At 42.1% G+C, this 15,511-nt stretch carries 20 protein-coding genes and 1 pseudogene; all 21 read left to right on the forward strand.

The features are described from left to right. The coding region (gene rplR, locus GMD1S_RS04710) for a 50S ribosomal protein L18 (RefSeq protein WP_000316711.1) at positions 1-248 on the forward strand (248 nt) is incomplete at its 5' end. 17 nt (positions 249-265) lie between these two features. Then, positions 266-760, forward strand: a complete 495-nt coding sequence (gene rpsE, locus GMD1S_RS04715; RefSeq protein WP_000874204.1) for a 30S ribosomal protein S5 — start codon at positions 266-268, stop codon at positions 758-760. Between the two features lie 13 nt (positions 761-773). After that, on the forward strand, positions 774-956 hold the full coding sequence (rpmD, locus tag GMD1S_RS04720; protein WP_000057241.1) for a 50S ribosomal protein L30: 183 nt from the start codon (positions 774-776) through the stop codon (positions 954-956). A 144-nt stretch (positions 957-1,100) separates the two neighbouring features. Beyond that, positions 1,101-1,541, forward strand: a complete 441-nt coding sequence (rplO, locus tag GMD1S_RS04725; protein ID WP_000766089.1) for a 50S ribosomal protein L15 — start codon at positions 1,101-1,103, stop codon at positions 1,539-1,541. Between the two features lie 12 nt (positions 1,542-1,553). Continuing rightward, a complete protein-coding gene (gene secY / locus GMD1S_RS04730; protein ID WP_000465387.1) occupies positions 1,554-2,864 on the forward strand; it encodes a preprotein translocase subunit SecY in 1,311 nt (436 codons plus the stop codon). A 145-nt stretch (positions 2,865-3,009) separates the two neighbouring features. Further along, positions 3,010-3,648, forward strand: coding sequence for an adenylate kinase (locus GMD1S_RS04735; RefSeq protein WP_001050433.1), 639 nt, complete (start codon positions 3,010-3,012; stop codon positions 3,646-3,648). Positions 3,649-3,764: 116 nt separating this feature from the next. Then, positions 3,765-3,983: a translation initiation factor IF-1 gene (gene infA / locus GMD1S_RS04740; protein WP_001029883.1), complete on the forward strand. Its 219-nt coding sequence runs from the start codon at positions 3,765-3,767 to the stop codon at positions 3,981-3,983. Between the two features lie 24 nt (positions 3,984-4,007). Beyond that, positions 4,008-4,124 (forward strand): 50S ribosomal protein L36, encoded by a 117-nt coding sequence (rpmJ, locus tag GMD1S_RS04745; protein ID WP_001808836.1) that lies wholly within the window; start codon positions 4,008-4,010, stop codon positions 4,122-4,124. Positions 4,125-4,141: 17 nt separating this feature from the next. Next, complete coding sequence (rpsM, locus tag GMD1S_RS04750) at positions 4,142-4,507, forward strand: 30S ribosomal protein S13 (RefSeq protein ID WP_000090781.1); 366 nt, start codon at positions 4,142-4,144, stop codon at positions 4,505-4,507. 17 nt (positions 4,508-4,524) lie between these two features. Continuing rightward, positions 4,525-4,908: a 30S ribosomal protein S11 gene (gene rpsK, locus GMD1S_RS04755; RefSeq protein ID WP_001118385.1), complete on the forward strand. Its 384-nt coding sequence runs from the start codon at positions 4,525-4,527 to the stop codon at positions 4,906-4,908. A 42-nt stretch (positions 4,909-4,950) separates the two neighbouring features. After that, positions 4,951-5,886: a DNA-directed RNA polymerase subunit alpha gene (locus GMD1S_RS04760; protein WP_000568993.1), complete on the forward strand. Its 936-nt coding sequence runs from the start codon at positions 4,951-4,953 to the stop codon at positions 5,884-5,886. A gap of 11 nt (positions 5,887-5,897) precedes the next feature. Further along, positions 5,898-6,284, forward strand: a complete 387-nt coding sequence (gene rplQ / locus GMD1S_RS04765) for a 50S ribosomal protein L17 (RefSeq protein ID WP_000331493.1) — start codon at positions 5,898-5,900, stop codon at positions 6,282-6,284. Positions 6,285-6,547: 263 nt separating this feature from the next. Further along, positions 6,548-6,814 carry an ACT domain-containing protein gene (locus tag GMD1S_RS04770; protein ID WP_000644111.1) on the forward strand — a complete coding sequence of 89 codons (267 nt, stop codon included), beginning with the start codon at positions 6,548-6,550 and terminating at the stop codon, positions 6,812-6,814. A gap of 9 nt (positions 6,815-6,823) precedes the next feature. Next, positions 6,824-8,161, forward strand: a complete 1,338-nt coding sequence (locus tag GMD1S_RS04775; protein WP_000354871.1) for a PFL family protein — start codon at positions 6,824-6,826, stop codon at positions 8,159-8,161. Between the two features lie 236 nt (positions 8,162-8,397). Beyond that, complete coding sequence (locus tag GMD1S_RS04780; protein ID WP_000049285.1) at positions 8,398-9,090, forward strand: histidine phosphatase family protein; 693 nt, start codon at positions 8,398-8,400, stop codon at positions 9,088-9,090. Between the two features lie 159 nt (positions 9,091-9,249). Then, positions 9,250-11,751, forward strand: coding sequence for a leucine--tRNA ligase (gene leuS, locus GMD1S_RS04785; protein ID WP_000011800.1), 2,502 nt, complete (start codon positions 9,250-9,252; stop codon positions 11,749-11,751). Positions 11,752-11,860: 109 nt separating this feature from the next. Beyond that, positions 11,861-12,556 (forward strand): annotated as a pseudogene (locus GMD1S_RS04790) (GNAT family N-acetyltransferase). An 11-nt stretch (positions 12,557-12,567) separates the two neighbouring features. After that, positions 12,568-12,984 carry a GNAT family N-acetyltransferase gene (locus GMD1S_RS04795; RefSeq protein WP_000628402.1) on the forward strand — a complete coding sequence of 139 codons (417 nt, stop codon included), beginning with the start codon at positions 12,568-12,570 and terminating at the stop codon, positions 12,982-12,984. 486 nt (positions 12,985-13,470) lie between these two features. Further along, complete coding sequence (gene ruvB / locus GMD1S_RS04800) at positions 13,471-14,469, forward strand: Holliday junction branch migration DNA helicase RuvB (protein WP_008278816.1); 999 nt, start codon at positions 13,471-13,473, stop codon at positions 14,467-14,469. Then, entirely contained in the window at positions 14,450-15,034 is a 585-nt protein-coding gene (locus GMD1S_RS04805) for a nucleotidyltransferase family protein (protein ID WP_025172968.1), read from the forward strand. The genes ruvB and GMD1S_RS04805 overlap by 20 nt, the downstream gene beginning before the upstream one ends. Positions 15,035-15,240: 206 nt before the next feature. Continuing rightward, a partial coding sequence (locus tag GMD1S_RS04810) for an undecaprenyl diphosphate synthase family protein (RefSeq protein ID WP_000466704.1) occupies positions 15,241-15,511 on the forward strand: 271 nt, incomplete at its 3' end.

A 15,511-nucleotide genomic window follows, 5' to 3' on the forward strand; every position in this document is an offset into this window, starting at 1 on the left:
ATACAGGCATCTACGCTCAAGTGATTGATGACGTAGCGGGTGTAACGCTCGCAAGTGCTTCAACTCTTGACAAAGAAGTTTCAAAAGGAACTAAAACTGAACAAGCCGTTGCTGTCGGTAAACTCGTTGCAGAACGTGCAAACGCTAAAGGTATTTCAGAAGTGGTGTTCGACCGCGGTGGATATCTATATCACGGACGTGTGAAAGCTTTGGCTGATGCAGCTCGTGAAAACGGATTGAAATTCTAATAGGAGGACACTAGAAAATGGCATTTAAAGACAATGCAGTTGAATTAGAAGAACGCGTAGTTGCTGTCAACCGTGTTACGAAAGTTGTTAAAGGTGGACGTCGTCTTCGTTTCGCAGCTCTTGTTGTTGTTGGTGACCACAACGGTCGCGTAGGATTTGGTACTGGTAAAGCTCAAGAAGTTCCAGAAGCAATCCGCAAAGCAGTAGAAGATGCTAAGAAAAACTTGATTGAGGTTCCTATGGTTGGAACAACAATCCCACACGAAGTTCTTTCAGAATTCGGTGGAGCTAAAGTATTGTTGAAACCTGCTGTAGAAGGTTCTGGAGTTGCCGCTGGTGGTGCAGTTCGTGCCGTTGTGGAATTGGCAGGTGTGGCAGATATTACATCTAAATCACTTGGCTCTAACACTCCAATCAACATTGTTCGCGCAACTGTTGAAGGTTTGAAACAATTGAAACGCGCTGAAGAAGTTGCTGCCCTTCGTGGTATCTCAGTTTCTGATTTGGCATAAGAAAGGGGATAAAATGGCTCAAATTAAAATTACTTTGACTAAGTCTCCAATCGGACGCATTCCATCACAACGTAAAACTGTTGTAGCACTTGGACTTGGCAAATTGAACAGCTCTGTTATCAAAGAAGACAACGCTGCTATCCGTGGTATGATCACTGCAGTATCTCACTTGGTAACTGTTGAAGAAGTAAACTAATGAATTTTTAGGGGATGTGGCAATACTCATCCCCTAAAACTAGGTATAGTCATCTAAGATGACCATGTATAGGCGAGTTGATAAGGGAGACAACCTTTTCTCTCTTATCGGCGCTAGCATTTTACAAAAGAGGAGAAAATAATAATGAAACTTCATGAATTGAAACCTGCAGAAGGTTCTCGTAAAGTACGTAACCGTGTTGGTCGTGGTACTTCATCAGGTAACGGTAAAACATCTGGTCGCGGTCAAAAAGGTCAAAAAGCTCGTAGCGGTGGCGGAGTTCGCCTTGGTTTTGAAGGTGGACAAACTCCATTGTTCCGTCGTCTTCCAAAACGTGGATTCACTAACATCAACGCTAAAGAATACGCAATTGTAAACCTTGACCAATTGAACGTCTTTGAAGACGGTGCAGAAGTAACTCCAGTTGTGCTTATCGAAGCAGGAATTGTGAAAGCTGAAAAATCAGGAGTTAAAATTCTTGGTAACGGTGAGTTGACTAAGAAATTGACTGTGAAAGCAGCTAAATTCTCTAAATCAGCTGAGGAAGCTATCACTGCTAAAGGTGGTTCTGTAGAAGTCATCTAAGAGAGGTGACCCATGTTTTTTAAATTACTAAAAGAAGCGCTCAAGGTTAAACAAGTTCGATCAAAAATTCTTTTTACGATTTTTATCATTCTTGTTTTTCGTATTGGGACAAGTATTACTGTTCCAGGTGTGAATGCAAAAAGTTTAGAAGCTCTCAGCGGTTTATCTTTCTTGAACATGCTTAGTCTTGTTTCAGGGAATGCCATGAAGAACTTCTCCGTTTTTGCACTCGGAGTAAGTCCGTATATCACTGCTTCAATCGTTGTTCAATTGCTACAAATGGATATTTTACCGAAGTTTGTAGAATGGGGCAAACAAGGGGAAGTAGGACGGAGAAAACTAAACCAGGCTACTCGTTATATTGCACTTGTACTTGCATTTGTTCAATCTATCGGGATTACAGCAGGATTTAATACTCTATCTGGAGCGAAATTATTAACGACAGCTTTAACTCCACAAGTTTTTGTTACTATTGGTATTATCCTCACAGCAGGTAGTATGATTGTAACTTGGCTCGGGGAACAAATTACAGATAAGGGATACGGAAACGGTGTTTCTATGATCATCTTTGCAGGTATTGTCGCTTCAATCCCTGAGATGATTAAAGGCATCTATGTTGACTACTTCGTCAATATTCCAAGTAGCCGTTTGACTTCATCTATTATCTTTGTCGTTATTTTGATTATCGCTGTCTTGTTGATTGTATACTTTACAACCTATGTTCAACAGGCAGAATATAAAATTCCAATCCAATATACAAAAGTTGCTCAAGGAGCCCCATCAAGCTCATACCTTCCATTGAAGGTAAACCCAGCGGGGGTTATCCCAGTTATCTTTGCAAGTTCCATCACAGCAGCACCTGCAGCCATTCTTCAATTTTTGAGTGCTACAGGTCATGATTGGGCTTGGGTACGTACAGCACAGGAAATGTTATCTACAACATCTCCGACTGGTGTTGCTATGTATGCCTTGCTAATCATTCTCTTTACGTTCTTCTATACATTTGTACAGATCAATCCAGAGAAAGCAGCAGAAAACTTGCAAAAGAGTGGAGCCTACATTCATGGTGTCCGTCCTGGTAAGGGAACTGAAGAATTCATGTCGAAACTTCTTCGTCGCCTTGCGACTGTCGGATCGATCTTCCTAGGTGTGATTTCAATCTTGCCGATTGTGGCAAAAGATGTCTTTGGTCTTTCAGAAGCTGTTGCTTTTGGGGGAACTAGTCTTTTGATCATTATCTCAACTGGTATCGAAGGAATCAAACAGCTAGAAGGTTACCTATTGAAACGTAAGTATGTTGGTTTCATGGATAAAACAGAATAAAAGCAAAATTACTTTTGCTTAGAGAGTGGAGTATGAAGATTTATCTATCAGAGAGATTTTCGTCTCCCCTCTTCTATTTTGTTTTTAAATAGGGGTTGAAAGAGATTTCTGCTTCTATTTAAATACAAAATAAGGAGATCCTATCATGAATCTTTTGATTATGGGCTTACCTGGAGCAGGTAAGGGAACGCAAGCAGCTAAAATTGTGGAGCAATTCCACGTGGCACACATTTCAACTGGAGATATGTTCCGTGCTGCTATGGCAAATCAAACTGAAATGGGTGTACTTGCAAAGTCATACATCGACAAAGGTGAGTTGGTTCCAGATGAAGTTACAAATGGAATCGTTAAAGAACGCCTTTCACAGGACGACATCAAGGAAACAGGTTTCTTGTTGGATGGTTACCCACGTACTATTGAACAAGCCCATGCCTTGGATAAAACATTGGCGGAACTCGGTATCGAACTAGAAGGTGTGATCAATATCGAAGTGAACCCAGATTGTCTCTTGGAACGTTTGAGTGGCCGTATCATCCATCGCGAAACAGGTGAAACCTTCCACAAAGTTTTCAACCCACCAGTTGACTATAAGGAAGAAGATTATTACCAACGTGAAGATGACAAACCGGAGACAGTGAAGCGTCGTTTGGATGTGAATATTGCACAAGGTGAACCAATCATTGCTCACTACCGTGCCAAAGGTTTGGTCCACGATATCGAAGGAAATCAAGATATCAATGATGTGTTCAAAGACATCGAAAAAGTATTGACAAATTTGAAATAAAGCGTTTTTCACACTTGCAAAAAATCGCTACAAATGTTATACTGAGATAGTCTGACTTATAATTGTTGTCTCTGTTTTCAGAGGCATCGAATCGAAATTTATGGAGGTGCTTTTGCGTGGCAAAAGACGATGTGATTGAAGTTGAAGGCAAAGTAGTCGATACAATGCCTAACGCAATGTTTACGGTTGAACTTGAAAATGGACATCAGATTTTAGCAACAGTTTCTGGTAAAATTCGTAAAAACTATATTCGTATTTTAGCGGGAGATCGTGTTACTGTCGAGATGAGTCCATATGACTTGACACGTGGACGTATCACTTACCGCTTTAAATAATCGAAAAACTTGGAGGGATAAGAAATGAAAGTAAGACCATCGGTCAAACCAATTTGCGAATACTGTAAAGTAATTCGTCGTAATGGTCGTGTTATGGTAATTTGCCCAGCAAATCCAAAACACAAACAACGTCAAGGATAAGATAGAAAGGAGAAAACATGGCTCGTATTGCTGGAGTTGACATTCCAAATGACAAACGCGTAGTAATCTCATTGACTTACGTTTATGGTATCGGACTTGCAACATCTAAGAAAATTTTGGCTGCTGCTGGAATCTCAGAAGATGTTCGTGTACGTGACCTTACATCAGATCAAGAAGATGCTATCCGTCGTGAAGTGGATGCAATCAAAGTTGAAGGTGACCTTCGTCGTGAAGTAAACTTGAACATCAAACGTTTGATGGAAATCGGTTCTTACCGTGGTATTCGTCACCGTCGTGGACTTCCTGTCCGTGGACAAAACACTAAAAACAACGCTCGCACTCGTAAAGGTAAAGCTGTTGCGATTGCTGGTAAGAAAAAATAATATAGGAGGTAAAAGTCTTGGCTAAACCAACACGTAAACGTCGTGTGAAAAAGAATATCGAATCTGGTATTGCTCATATTCACGCTACATTTAATAACACTATTGTTATGATTACTGATGTGCATGGTAATGCAATTGCTTGGTCATCAGCTGGTGCTCTTGGTTTCAAAGGTTCTCGTAAATCTACACCATTCGCTGCTCAAATGGCTTCTGAAGCTGCTGCTAAATCTGCACAAGAACACGGTCTTAAATCAGTTGAAGTTACTGTAAAAGGTCCAGGTTCTGGTCGTGAGTCAGCTATTCGTGCGCTTGCTGCCGCTGGTCTTGAAGTAACAGCAATTCGTGATGTGACTCCAGTGCCACACAATGGTGCTCGTCCTCCAAAACGTCGCCGTGTATAATCATCGCATTACACTGCTTTTCGTTTAAGAGGGAGTAACTAAATGATTGAGTTTGAAAAACCAAATATAACAAAAATTGATGAAAATAAAGATTATGGCAAGTTTGTAATCGAACCACTTGAACGTGGCTACGGTACAACTCTTGGTAACTCTCTTCGTCGTGTACTACTAGCTTCTCTACCAGGAGCAGCAGTGACATCTATCAACATTGAAGGTGTCTTGCATGAGTTTGACACAGTCCCAGGTGTTCGTGAAGACGTGATGCAAATCATTCTGAACATTAAAGGGATTGCAGTGAAATCATACGTTGAAGACGAAAAAATCATTGAACTTGACGTTGAAGGTCCTGCTGAAATTACAGCTGGAGACATTTTGACTGATAGTGATATTGAGATTGTAAATCCAGATCATTATCTCTTTACAATCGGTGAAGGTTCTTCTCTAAAAGCGACAATGACTGTTAACAGTGGTCGTGGATATGTACCTGCTGATGAAAACAAAAAAGATAATGCACCAGTTGGAACACTTGCTGTAGATTCTATTTATACACCAGTTACAAAAGTCAACTATCAAGTAGAGCCTGCTCGTGTAGGTAGCAATGATGGATTTGACAAATTAACCCTTGAAATCTTGACTAATGGAACAATTATTCCAGAAGATGCTTTAGGGCTTTCAGCGCGTATCTTGACAGAACATCTTGATTTGTTTACAAATCTTACTGAGATTGCTAAGTCAACTGAAGTGATGAAAGAAGCTGATACTGAATCTGACGATCGTATTTTGGATCGTACGATTGAGGAACTGGACTTGTCTGTGCGTTCATACAACTGTTTGAAACGTGCCGGTATCAATACTGTGCATGATTTGACAGAAAAATCTGAAGCAGAGATGATGAAGGTACGAAATCTTGGACGCAAGAGTTTGGAAGAAGTGAAACTCAAACTCATTGACTTGGGTCTTGGATTAAAAGATAAATAAAGGAGGAATACATGGCTTACCGTAAACTAGGACGCACTAGCTCACAACGTAAAGCAATGCTTCGCGATTTGACAACTGACCTTTTGATCAACGAATCAATCGTGACAACTGAAGCTCGTGCTAAAGAAATCCGTAAAACTGTTGAAAAAATGATTACTCTAGGTAAACGTGGTGATTTGCATGCACGTCGTCAAGCAGCTGCTTTCGTACGTAATGAAATCGCATCTGAAAACTATGATGAAGCAACTGATAAGTACACTTCTACTACAGCACTTCAAAAATTGTTCTCAGAAATCGCACCTCGTTATGCTGAACGTAACGGTGGATACACTCGTATCCTTAAAACTGAACCACGTCGTGGTGATGCTGCGCCAATGGCGATCATCGAATTAGTATAAAATCATCAATTTTGTTGAGTGTTATGATGATGGAGTCTTGTGCTCTTAGTCTAGCTCTGGTCTACCGCTGGGACTTATGTCCTAGCGGGAACACTCATCATCATTTGATAGGGTAGACGCTTGTTTACGAAATTGTTTTTTTCTTAAGAACAACTTCGTAAGCAGGCGTTTTTTAGTATTTTCTATGGAAATATGCTATACTAGGAAAAAAGAAAATCAAAAACGTTCAGGTTTTCTAAAAATCGTAGAAATGGGGTATAAGGATGAAGGCTATTATTACAGTGGTTGGTAAGGACAAGGCTGGGATCGTTGCAGGCGTGTCTACTAAGATTGCAGAGTTGGGTTTGAATATTGACGATATTTCTCAGACGGTGTTGGATGAATACTTTACTATGATGGCGGTCGTTTCTAGTGACGAAAAACAGGATTTCACTTATCTTCGAAATGAGTTTGAAACTTTCGGTCAGACCTTGAATGTCAAAATAAATATTCAAAGTGCGGCGATTTTTGACGCTATGTATAATATCTAGGAGGTGGCTATGGATATTAGACAAGTTACAGAAACCATTGCCATGATCGAGGAGCAGAACTTCGATATCAGAACCATCACCATGGGGATTTCCCTTTTGGATTGTATTGATCCAGATATTGAACGTGCTGCTGAAAAGATTTACCAAAAAATCACCACTAAAGCTGCAAATTTAGTGGCTGTAGGAGACGAAATTGCTGCAGAACTTGGGATTCCTATTGTTAATAAACGAGTATCGGTGACTCCGATTTCTTTAATTGGTGCAGCGACTGATGCGACGGACTATCTTGTTTTGGCAAAGGCTCTTGACAAGGCTGCCAAGGAGATCGGTGTTGATTTTATTGGTGGATTCTCTGCCTTGGTACAAAAGGGTTATCAAAAAGGTGATGAAATTCTCATCAATTCTATCCCGCGCGCTCTAGCTGAGACAGACAAGGTTTGTTCGTCTGTTAACATTGGCTCGACCAAGTCAGGTATCAACATGACTGCGGTCGCTGATATGGGGCGTATCATCAAGGAAACAGCTGCGCTATCAGATATGGGTGCGGCCAAGTTGGTCGTATTTGCTAATGCTGTTGAGGACAATCCTTTTATGGCAGGGGCTTTCCATGGTGTTGGGGAAGCAGATGTTATCATCAATGTTGGTGTTTCAGGTCCTGGTGTTGTCAAACGCGCCTTGGAGAAAGTTCGTGGTCAGAGTTTTGATGTTGTAGCTGAGACGGTCAAGAAAACAGCCTTTAAGATTACTCGTATTGGTCAGCTAGTCGGTCAAATGGCCAGCGAGAGACTGGGTGTTGACTTTGGGATTGTAGACCTAAGCTTGGCACCAACTCCTGCAGTTGGCGATTCTGTGGCTCGTGTCCTTGAGGAAATGGGCCTAGAAACAGTTGGTACGCATGGGACGACGGCTGCCCTCGCTCTTTTGAATGACCAAGTTAAGAAGGGCGGAGTGATGGCTTGTAACCAAGTCGGTGGCTTGTCAGGTGCTTTTATCCCCGTTTCTGAAGATGAGGGGATGATTGGTGCGGTACAAGATGGCTCTCTGAATTTAGAGAAACTAGAAGCCATGACGGCTATCTGTTCTGTTGGGCTGGATATGATTGCCATTCCGGAAGATACGCCTGCTGAAACCATTGCAGCTATGATTGCGGATGAGGCGGCAATTGGTGTCATTAACATGAAAACAACGGCCGTCCGTATTATTCCAAAGGGCAAAGAAGGCGATATGATTGAGTTTGGAGGCTTGCTAGGGACAGCTCCAGTTATGAAGGTCAACGGGGCTTCGTCTGTTGATTTCATCTCTCGCGGTGGGCAAATCCCAGCTCCAATCCATAGTTTTAAAAATTAATAAAAAAGCGAGAGGATTTAAGTTGAGTTTAAGGATGACTGTGTATACTATAATCATTAAATAAAGACCTCCTAACTTTATTTAATAGAAATCCTAAACTTTTTCATAATAATCTCCTAGGGAAGCTACCATGAGGGTAGCTTTTCTTTTGGATAATTTACAAATGTTGGCTTTGCTTTTGAAAGCCGAATATTTCTTTGATCCATGATATAATAGAAGAAAATGGAGGATAGAAAATGTCTAAAGTAAGATTGTATTTGGTCCGTCATGGGAAAACGATGTTTAACACCATTGGACGTGCTCAAGGATGGAGTGATACACCTCTGACTGCAGAAGGTGAGTTGGGAATCCATGAACTGGGAATTGGCTTGAGAGAGTCTGGCTTGCAGTTTGACCGCGCTTATTCCAGTGATTCAGGTCGCACTATTCAAACCATGGGAATTATCCTAGAAGAACTTGGACTACAGGGGAAAATCCCTTACCGCATGGACAAGCGCATCAGAGAGTGGTGCTTTGGTAGTTTTGATGGGGCCTATGATGGGGACCTCTTTATGGGATTGATTCCGAGAATTTTCAATGTAGACCATGTTCATCAGTTGTCCTATGCAGAACTAGCAGAAGGTTTGGTAGAGGTTGATACTGCAGGCTGGGCAGAAGGCTGGGAAAAACTCAGTGGTCGAATCAAAGAAGGTTTTGAAACGATTGCCAAAGAAATGGAAGAACAAGGTGGGGGCAATGCTCTCGTCGTCAGCCATGGAATGACCATTGGGACTATTGTGTATCTGATCAATGGTATGCATCCACATGGTCTAGATAATGGTAGCGTGACGATTCTTGAATATGAGGACGGTCAGTTTAGCGTAGAAGTTGTTGGTGACCGTAGCTATCGAGAGCTCGGACGTGAGAAGATGGAAGAAATAAAAAATTGATAGAAGTTAGCTCCGATTAGGAGCTAATTTTTTTCCTGTTAAATAAGGTGGATTTGCGACTCAGTATTTCTTGTTATCCAAGTCTAAAAGAACATTTCTCGTCTTTCAAATTCCCCCAAAAATGGTATAATAGTAACATCATAAAATTGGAGAAATAGCATGAGTTTTTACAATCATAAAGAAATTGAGCCTAAGTGGCAGGGCTACTGGGCGAAACATCATACATTTAAGACAGGAACAGATGTCTCAAAACCGAAGTTCTATGCTCTGGACATGTTCCCATATCCTTCAGGAGCTGGATTGCACGTAGGACACCCAGAAGGTTACACAGCAACCGATATCCTCAGCCGTTACAAACGTGCGCAAGGATACAACGTTCTTCACCCAATGGGATGGGATGCCTTTGGTTTGCCAGCTGAGCAGTACGCTATGGACACAGGAAATGACCCGGCAGAATTCACAGCAGAAAATATTGCCAACTTCAAACGCCAAATTAATGCGCTTGGCTTCTCTTACGACTGGGACCGTGAAGTCAACACAACAGATCCAAACTACTACAAGTGGACGCAGTGGATCTTCACCAAGCTTTATGAAAAAGGCTTGGCCTATGAAGCTGAAGTACCAGTAAACTGGGTTGAGGAACTAGGAACAGCCATTGCCAATGAAGAAGTGCTTCCTGATGGAACTTCTGAGCGTGGGGGCTATCCTGTTGTCCGCAAACCGATGCGGCAATGGATGCTCAAAATCACGGCCTATGCAGAGCGCTTGCTTAATGACTTGGATGAGTTGGATTGGCCAGAGTCTATCAAGGAAATGCAACGTAACTGGATTGGGAAATCAACTGGTGCTAATGTCACTTTTAAAGTGAAAGGGACTGACAAGGAATTTACCGTCTTTACTACTCGTCCTGATACGCTTTTCGGTGCGACCTTCACAGTCTTGGCTCCTGAGCATGACTTGGTAGATGCCATCACAAGTCCAGAGCAAGCTGATGCAGTTGCAGACTACAAACACCAAGCTAGTCTCAAGTCTGACTTGGCTCGTACAGACCTTGCCAAGGAAAAAACAGGGGTTTGGACGGGCGCTTATGCCATCAACCCTGTCAATGGCAAGGAAATTCCAATCTGGATTGCCGACTATGTTCTTGCTAGCTATGGAACAGGTGCTGTCATGGCCGTGCCTGCCCATGACCAACGTGACTGGGAATTTGCCAAACAATTTGACCTTCCAATCGTAGAAGTGTTTGAAGGTGGAAACGTTGAAGAAGCTGCTTACACAGAAGATGGTCTTCATGTCAATTCAGACTTCCTAGATGGCCTTAACAAAGAAGACGCTATTGCTAAAATTGTGGCTTGGTTGGAAGAAAAAGGTTGTGGTCAAGAGAAGGTTACCTACCGTCTCCGCGACTGGCTCTTTAGCCGTCAACGTTATTGGGGTGAACCAATCCCAATCATTCATTGGGAAGATGGGACTTCAACAGCAGTTCCTGAAAATGAATTGCCACTTGTCTTGCCAGTAACCAAGGACATCCGCCCTTCAGGTACAGGGGAAAGTCCACTAGCTAACTTGACCGACTGGCTTGAAGTGACTCGTGAAGATGGCGTCAAAGGTCGTCGCGAAACCAATACGATGCCACAGTGGGCTGGTTCAAGCTGGTACTACCTCCGTTATATTGATCCACATAACACTGAGAAATTGGCTGATGAGGACCTTCTCAAACAATGGTTGCCAGTAGATATCTACGTGGGTGGTGCAGAGCATGCTGTTCTTCACTTGCTCTACGCTCGTTTCTGGCATAAATTCCTCTATGACTTAGGTGTTGTTCCGACTAAGGAACCATTCCAAAAACTCTTTAACCAAGGAATGATTTTGGGAACAAGCTACCGTGACCACCGTGGGGCTCTTGTGGCAACTGATAAGGTTGAAAAACGTGACGGTTCCTTCTTCCATGTGGAAACAGGAGAAGAGTTAGAGCAAGCGCCAGCCAAGATGTCTAAATCCCTCAAGAACGTTGTTAACCCAGACGATGTGGTGGAACAATATGGTGCAGATACCCTTCGCGTCTATGAAATGTTCATGGGACCACTTGATGCTTCAATTGCTTGGTCTGAAGAAGGTTTGGAAGGAAGCCGTAAATTCCTCGACCGTGTTTACCGTTTGATTACAAGTAAAGAAATCGCTGCGGAAAACAATGGTGCTCTTGACAAGATCTACAATGAAACAGTCAAAGCCGTCACTGAGCAAATCGAGTCCATGAAGTTCAATACAGCCATTGCCCAACTCATGGTCTTTGTCAACGCGGCTAACAAGGAAGACAAGCTCTATGTGGACTATGCCAAAGGATTTATCCAATTGATCGCCCCATTTGCGCCTCACTTGGCAGAAGAGCTCTGGCAAACAGTCGCAGCAACTAGCGAATCAATCTCTTATGTAGCTTGGCCAACTTGGGACGAAAGCAAATTGGTTGAAGACGAAATCGAAATCGTCGTCCAAATCAAAGGAAAAGTTCGTGCCAAACTCATGGTCGCTAAAGACCTGTCACGCGAAGAATTGCAAGAAATCGCTCTGGCTGATGAAAAAGTTAAAGCAGAAATTGACGGTAAGGAAATTGTCAAGGTGATTGCGGTACCTAACAAACTCGTTAATATCGTCGTGGAATAATATAGGAATCCTTCAGAGTAGAATCTGGAGGATTTTTTGAATCTTCTTATGAAAGTATGATATACTATGGGCAACTATAAAGTTTGAAAAGTAAAACAAGGAGAAAACGATGCCAGTCAATGAATATGGTCAGATAATTGGTGAGTCAATGGAAGGTTATACACCAGGTGAATTGCCTTCCATTGATTTCTTAGAAGGGCGCTATGCTCGGATAGAGGCTCTTTCGGTGGAAAAGCATGCTGAGGATTTGCTAGCTGTTTATGGTCCAAATACACCTCGGGAGATGTGGACCTACCTCTTTCAGGAACCAGTAGCAGATATGGAGGAACTGGTTACCGTCTTAAATCAGATGTTGGCCCGTAAGGACCGTTTTTACTACGTGATTATAGATAAGGCAACTGGTAAGGCTTTGGGAACTTTTTCTCTCATGCGCATTGACCAGAATAACCGAGTAATAGAAGTGGGTGCCGTCACTTTTTCTCCAGAACTCAGGGGAACACGTATAGGGACAGAGGCTCAATATCTCCTAGCTCGCTATGTTTTTGAGGAGCTTAACTATCGTCGCTATGAGTGGAAATGCGATGCTCTAAATCTGCCATCAAGACGAGCTGCGGAGCGTTTGGGCTTTGTTTATGAAGGAACCTTCCGCAAGGCAGTTGTTTATAAGGGGCGCACGAGGGATACGGATTGGTTGTCTATGATTGATAAGGACTGACCTCAAGTCAAAGCTCGTTTAGAAACATGGTTGGCTCCTGAAAATTTTGATAAAAATGGACGGCAGTACAAGAGCTTGAGAGAACTTTAAGAGGTGTTGACATGATCACTATTAAAAAGCAAGAAATTGTCAAGTTAGAGGATGTTTTGCATCTCTATCAGGCTGTCGGTTGGACAAATTATACACATCAACCTCAGATGTTGGAGAAGGCCTTATCTAACTCATTAGCAATTTATCTGGCACTTGATGGCGATGCCGTGGTGGGCTTGGTCCGTTTGGTCGGAGATGGTTTTTCATCAATTTTTGTCCAGGATTTGATCGTTTTGCCTAGCTATCAGCGCCAAGGGATTGGTAGCGACTTGATGAAAGAGGCTTTAGGTGATTACAAAGATGCCTATCAAGTCCAACTAGTGACCGAACAGACAGAAAAAACTTTGGGATTCTATCGTTCTCTGGGATTTGAAGCCTTATCTACTTATGATTGTACAGGAATGATTTGGGTGGATCGAAAAAGATAAAAAAATATTTTTTCTTAAGTAAAGTTTAAGTCTCCTCGTGTATTATATAGTTATTAAATAAAGACCTCCTAATACTCTTCGAAAATCTCATCAACCTTCGTTAGAGTCGACTTAGCTAACTATAGTTATGCTTGCGCCTATCTGCCTAGTCTGATTTCGATTTTCATTGAGTACCCTTTATTTAATGAAATCCCAAACTTTTCTTTTTCATCATAATCTCCTAAAGAAGTCACCCAATCAGGTGGCTTTTTTATGACTTGGGGAGGAAAAATCCATTTGAAAAAAATTTTTTAAAAAATGATAAATCAAAGAAAAAGTTAAGTTAGTTTTAAGATTCATCTTGTATTATATAACCATTAAATAAAGACCTCCTAACTTTATTTAATGAAATCCTAAACTTTTCTTTTTCATAATAATCTCCCTAAAGAGGCCACCCAATCAGGTGGCTTTTTTGTTTGTGGCTTGGATTTTTGATATAATAGAGCCATGAGTAGAATTTTAGATAATGAAATCATGGGGGATGAGGAGTTGGTAGAACGTACACTCCGTCCTCAGTTTTTACGTGAATATATTGGGCAGGACAAGGTCAAGGACCAGCTGCAAATCTTTATCGAGGCTGCCAAAATGCGGGATGAGGCACTGGACCATGTTCTTTTATTTGGTCCTCCAGGTCTCGGGAAAACAACCATGGCCTTTGTTATTGCCAATGAACTGGGAGTCAACCTCAAGCAAACGTCTGGTCCTGTCATTGAAAAAGCAGGTGACTTGGTAGCGATTTTGAATGATTTGGAGCCGGGAGATGTCCTCTTTATCGACGAGATTCATCGCTTGCCCATGTCGGTAGAAGAGGTGCTTTATAGTGCCATGGAGGACTTCTACATTGATATCATGATTGGAGCTGGTGAAGGCAGTCGCAGTGTTCATCTGGACTTGCCACCTTTTACCTTGATTGGTGCGACGACCCGTGCGGGTATGCTTTCTAATCCTTTGAGAGCACGTTTCGGGATTACAGGCCATATGGAATACTATGTCCCCGCTGACTTGACAGAGATTGTTGAGCGGACGGCAGATATCTTTGAGATGGAAATCACCCACGAGGCAGCTGCTGAGCTGGCCTTGCGTAGTCGGGGAACTCCTCGTATCGCCAATCGTCTCCTTAAGCGCGTGCGCGATTTTGCCCAGATTATGGGGGATGGATTAATCGATGATGTTATTACCGATAAAGCTTTGACCATGCTGGATGTAGACCATGAGGGGTTAGACTATGTGGACCAGAAAATTCTTCGTACCATGATTGAGATGTATGGTGGTGGTCCGGTCGGTCTAGGAACTCTTTCTGTTAATATTGCCGAGGAGCGTGAGACGGTCGAAGATATGTACGAACCTTACCTCATCCAGAAAGGTTTTATCATGCGAACTCGTTCTGGACGGGTAGCGACTGCTAAGGCTTATGAACATTTAGGGTATGAATACAATGAAAAATGAACAAGAAATTCTAGATGCTTTCAGAGAAAATCCTGATATGATGACCATTCTGACCATCATTCGTGACCTTGGTCTGAAAGACTCGTGGTTGGCGGCAGGTTCTGTCAGGAATTTCATCTGGAATCTCTTGTCAGACAAATCGCCTTTTGACCGTGAAACAGATGTGGATGTGATTTTCTTTGATCCAGATGTTTCTTATGAGGAAACAGTATCCCTAGAGAAAAAGCTAAGAGAAGATTATCCTCAGTATCAGTGGGAGTTGAAAAATCAGGTCTATATGCATCTACACAGTCCTCATACTGTGCCTTACACGAGTTCTCGTGATGCCATGAGTAAATATCCCGAGCGCTGTACGGCGATAGGGCTTCGCTTGCATGCTGACGCAACTTTAGAGCTCTTTGCGCCTTATGGTTTAGAGGATATTTTTAACTTTCACGTATCCCCAACTCCTCATTTCCTAGATAATGAAGACCGAATGAAGCTCTATCAAGAACGCTTGTCCAAGAAAAATTGGCAAGAAAAATGGGAAAATCTGACTTTTTCAAAAAACTTAAGAAAAATTTAAGTTAGGAACGGTATACTAAGTCCATAAGTTAAGAGGAACTTAACTTAAACTCCTAAAACTTTTTCATAATAATCTCCCTATAAAATTAAGTCGCCCAATCAGGTGGCTTATTTTTTGTCTGTACGGAGAGCTAATAACTTAGCAATAGAAGAAAATGGGGAAATATGGTATAATGAAACGATAGATTTTTGAATAGGAATAAGAACATGTTTGGATTTTTTAAGAAAGATAAAGCTGTAGAAGTTGAGGTTCCAACACAGGTTCCTGCTCATATTGGTATCATCATGGATGGGAATGGCCGTTGGGCTAAAAAACGGATGCAACCACGGGTTTTTGGTCATAAGGCGGGGATGGAAGCCCTCCAAAAGGTGACCAAGGCAGCTAACAAGATGGGAGTTAAGGTCATCACGGTTTATGCCTTTTCAACGGAGAATTGGACACGCCCAGATCAAGAAGTCAAGTTTATCATGAACTTGC

It is taken from the genome of Streptococcus sp. GMD1S (genome assembly GCF_000296875.1).
Taxonomy (GTDB): Bacteria; Bacillota; Bacilli; order Lactobacillales; family Streptococcaceae; genus Streptococcus.

Bases quoted from the DNA above. Each gene is read 5' to 3' on its own strand.
- rpsE (WP_000874204.1), top strand. From the start codon at position 266: ATGGCATTTAAAGACAATGCAGTTGAATTAGAAGAACGCGTAGTTGCT.
- rpmD (WP_000057241.1), top strand. From the start codon at position 774: ATGGCTCAAATTAAAATTACTTTGACTAAGTCTCCAATCGGACGCATT.
- rplO (WP_000766089.1), top strand. From the start codon at position 1,101: ATGAAACTTCATGAATTGAAACCTGCAGAAGGTTCTCGTAAAGTACGT.
- secY (WP_000465387.1), top strand. From the start codon at position 1,554: ATGTTTTTTAAATTACTAAAAGAAGCGCTCAAGGTTAAACAAGTTCGA.
- GMD1S_RS04735 (WP_001050433.1), top strand. From the start codon at position 3,010: ATGAATCTTTTGATTATGGGCTTACCTGGAGCAGGTAAGGGAACGCAA.
- rpmJ (WP_001808836.1), top strand. From the start codon at position 4,008: ATGAAAGTAAGACCATCGGTCAAACCAATTTGCGAATACTGTAAAGTA.
- rpsM (WP_000090781.1), top strand. From the start codon at position 4,142: ATGGCTCGTATTGCTGGAGTTGACATTCCAAATGACAAACGCGTAGTA.
- GMD1S_RS04760 (WP_000568993.1), top strand. From the start codon at position 4,951: ATGATTGAGTTTGAAAAACCAAATATAACAAAAATTGATGAAAATAAA.
- rplQ (WP_000331493.1), top strand. From the start codon at position 5,898: ATGGCTTACCGTAAACTAGGACGCACTAGCTCACAACGTAAAGCAATG.
- GMD1S_RS04770 (WP_000644111.1), top strand. From the start codon at position 6,548: ATGAAGGCTATTATTACAGTGGTTGGTAAGGACAAGGCTGGGATCGTT.
- GMD1S_RS04775 (WP_000354871.1), top strand. From the start codon at position 6,824: ATGGATATTAGACAAGTTACAGAAACCATTGCCATGATCGAGGAGCAG.
- GMD1S_RS04780 (WP_000049285.1), top strand. From the start codon at position 8,398: ATGTCTAAAGTAAGATTGTATTTGGTCCGTCATGGGAAAACGATGTTT.
- leuS (WP_000011800.1), top strand. From the start codon at position 9,250: ATGAGTTTTTACAATCATAAAGAAATTGAGCCTAAGTGGCAGGGCTAC.
- GMD1S_RS04795 (WP_000628402.1), top strand. From the start codon at position 12,568: ATGATCACTATTAAAAAGCAAGAAATTGTCAAGTTAGAGGATGTTTTG.
- ruvB (WP_008278816.1), top strand. From the start codon at position 13,471: ATGAGTAGAATTTTAGATAATGAAATCATGGGGGATGAGGAGTTGGTA.
- GMD1S_RS04805 (WP_025172968.1), top strand. From the start codon at position 14,450: ATGAATACAATGAAAAATGAACAAGAAATTCTAGATGCTTTCAGAGAA.